Source organism: Bacteriovorax sp. DB6_IX, assembly GCF_000447775.1.
Taxonomy (GTDB): Bacteria; Bdellovibrionota; Bacteriovoracia; order Bacteriovoracales; family Bacteriovoracaceae; genus Halobacteriovorax_A.
The window spans coordinates 1-3,212 of record NZ_AUNJ01000392.1 but is presented as its reverse complement, the minus strand read 5'-3'; the positions used below and the strand labels follow the sequence as shown (position 1 = coordinate 3,212).

2 protein-coding genes are annotated in these 3,212 nt (G+C 38.3%); one reads left to right on the top strand and one right to left on the bottom strand.

All coding sequences use genetic code 11. The features are described 5' to 3' along the window. Positions 1 to 92: 92 nt before the first annotated feature. Positions 93 to 2,090: a type II secretion system protein gene (locus tag M901_RS12505; protein WP_021278566.1), complete on the bottom strand. Its 1,998-nt coding sequence runs from the start codon at positions 2,088 to 2,090 to the stop codon at positions 93 to 95. A 200-nt stretch (positions 2,091 to 2,290) separates the two neighbouring features. On the opposite strand from M901_RS12505, the gene M901_RS12500 reads away from it, so the two are divergent. Then, positions 2,291 to 3,212, top strand: a 922-nt coding sequence (locus M901_RS12500) for a hypothetical protein (protein ID WP_021278567.1), incomplete at its 3' end; no start/stop codon positions are given.

Genomic DNA, 3,212 nt, shown 5'->3' with positions numbered 1-3,212 from the left:
TTGCTCAACTAATAAAAGATTTTAAACCACGTCAGGTCCCAATTTACTTTCACAACAATATTGATGTTGAGCTCTTCGGTGCAAATAAGTAATTACCACTTATTTGCACAGATAATACGTCCGTTTCTAATACCAACCATAACAGATCGACCACCACAAATCCCAGAATGGAACATTGTATAACACCAACCTCGAGCACATGATCTATTTCTTGCAAAGACGTCATCAACGTCTATATCTCCATTGGCATACATATTCCCATAAGATCTTATGTAATTGGCATAGGCGTTATTAGTAACATAAAGGTGTCTACCAGCATAAATATCTGTTCCGGCCCTTACCGTATTATTCGAATAAACATTTGTACATCTTCCACTTTCACTACAGTTATAAGTTGTATAGTCACATCTATTTGATGCTGAAATCCAAGTTCCCGTTGCATAAGCCCCATTGGCATGACGAATTCTTGAATTCTGACAAATATTTCTCTTTAAGATAATCGCTGCCGAGTCTGAATCTCCAATTGCCGTATCCATGATATCACTCATGATCGAAGAGACATCTGCAGATGTCGGAGCAAGTGTTCTTGCAATTTGTTGTCTTACCCATCCAATATTTGGAACTAGCTCATTTACTGAAGACGAAGCTGTCGATGCCATTGCTGTTGGGTTTGCTGGCATTGTTGTTCTAATTACCATCCCGGCATCAGCATCAACCCAACCAGTATTTGGATCGGCTCTAATTCCTGTTACACCAACAGAAATACCACCTCTAGCAATCATATCTCCATCACTTGGATTCGTTCCACCCGAACCAACCTTTATACCAGAAGTTGCTAAGATATCACCCGCATCAGGGTTCGGAGTACTTGCCCCAACACTTAAACCACCTGTACCAACAAAGTCACCATTGTCAGGGTTAGCAGAAGCTCCTCCAGCCGAGACACCACTTGTAACCAGTAGATCACCAGGTTGAGGGTTTACACCAACACTTCCTAAACTAGCACCACCAATAGCTAAGATATCTCCATTATCTGGGTTTGCTGCAGTATCACCAGCAACAAAACCACTTGAAGCCTTTATATCTCCAACAGTTGGCGCAGTTGCAGCACCGATAACCACACCACCAGACGCATTAACATTTCCATCTCCAGTCGATCTCGTTGTACCAATCCCGAGACCACCTTCCATATCTATACTTGCGTCGTTATTTGAAACAATGGTTTCCCGACTAGCAACATCTTTTACTAGTTCAAGAGATCCTTCTGCCACCGTAATTGCAGCATTTCGAGGAGCATTCACATCAGTAGGGTCAGAACCAACAGATTCAATCATCACACTCTTACATTTTCCAGCTGATAGCTCTTCATGAACACCTTGAAATGAAGTATTACAAACAGTCTGAAGGTGACTTTCAAATTCTGTGTAACAACTCTCGACTTCACCTGCCCCGTTGAGCTTAACTTTAACAGGAATTCTAATATAAGAGAAAGCTTGCCCCAGAGATGTTCTTCTTGAAGCTGCATCCGCTTCGGCAGCTGTCTTCCCTCTTGCCTCAAGTTGAGCGGCCACTCTCTTTCTAACCTTCAATTCTAAAGTTGCTGTTTGAGCTCCGTTATTCCAAGGAGCTGCATTATTTTCATAGTTATTTAAACGGATTGTTTCAATAACCATCGCACCTTCAGTGTTATCCCCATAGACATCACCAGGAGATAGAATAACTCTGTTGTTCTTATCACGAATTTCCCTATCTACACCGGCTTCAATACCATTAACTTGAGGGTTAATCCCATTACCATATAAAGGTGGAACTGTTCCTGTATCAGGAAAGTGAAGAGGTTGTGCAAGTGTCCCATCATTTTGAACAAAACTGTTAGCACAAGCATTACTATTCATCATATTCGTTGCCAGCATATTCATTAACTGGTTCTTATTAAAATCCTGATGAAGCTTTTTCGTACTCTTTTGCATATTCTCTGTTAACTGAAGAACGGCGAGGGAAAGAACCCCTACCAGACCAGCAGCAACCATAATTTCAGCAAGTGTAAAACCTGCTTCTGACTTAGCAATCTTCTTAAACAAAGACTTCATAAAGACCTCGATAAACGAATAACATTCTAAATATATTAACATTATCGGAATTCTGGGCCTAAAACTTAGAAGAAATCCAAGAAATTAAGTACTTAGAAATGAACAATAGACTGTTATTGTTGGCTATACGACTCTAACATGCTGAATTTACCTGTATCGCTTTTCTTGACACGGTTTCACATGAGCCTAAAATTATAAGTATGTTAAAAAATCTCAAGATTGGAATACCTGAACTCATTCTTCTACTAATCACACTTTGTGTCTATACTCACACTCTTCACTTTGATTTCTTCATTTTTGATGATGCTTATCACTTAGCAGAAGACCCAAATATTTATGCAGTCACAAGTTGGAAGAACTTAGCTTTGGTTTGGAAGAATACTTATATGCCGGTTATGTATAACTTCTGGCAAATTATGATTCTCTTCTTTGGTCAAGATAATACTGTGGCCTATCGTCTTGCTCTTATTCTCACACATGCTATTAATGCGCTCTTTATCTTTTCAATTTGTAAGACTCTACTTTCTTATACGATCACTCAATTCAATAAACAAAAAATTGAGATTGCTGCTTTCATTGGGACACTGGTCTTTATTATTCACCCTACTCAAGTAGAGAGCCTACTTTGGGTTTCTTCAATGAAAGGTGTACTCAGTACATTCTTTGCTCTGATTGCTATTCTTATTCACCTTAACATTAGGAAGGGAAATAATTATACAGGGTCTAAAATTGCAATTCTGTTTTTTTATGCCCTCTCCATTTTGACAAAGCCATCCAGTGCGCTTTTACCATTCATTCTCATTCTCTTTGATTACTATATTTACAATATGCGTTTTAAAGAGGCCCTAAAAGAAAACAAGTATGTTTTTCTTTTCATTATACCGTTCGCATCTATCTATTTCATTAATAGCGACAAGAACAATATTATTTATGTCACCACAATTTGGCAGAAATTTATCATCTTCTTTCATTCTAATATCTTCTACCTTAAAAAGATTTTCTATCCCTTCCAGCACACTCTTGATTATGGAAATAGTATTCTTAATATTCTTGGAAAATATAATACGACAAAAGACATCCTGATTCTGATAACGAAGTTTATTCTTACAATTGGTAGTGGGT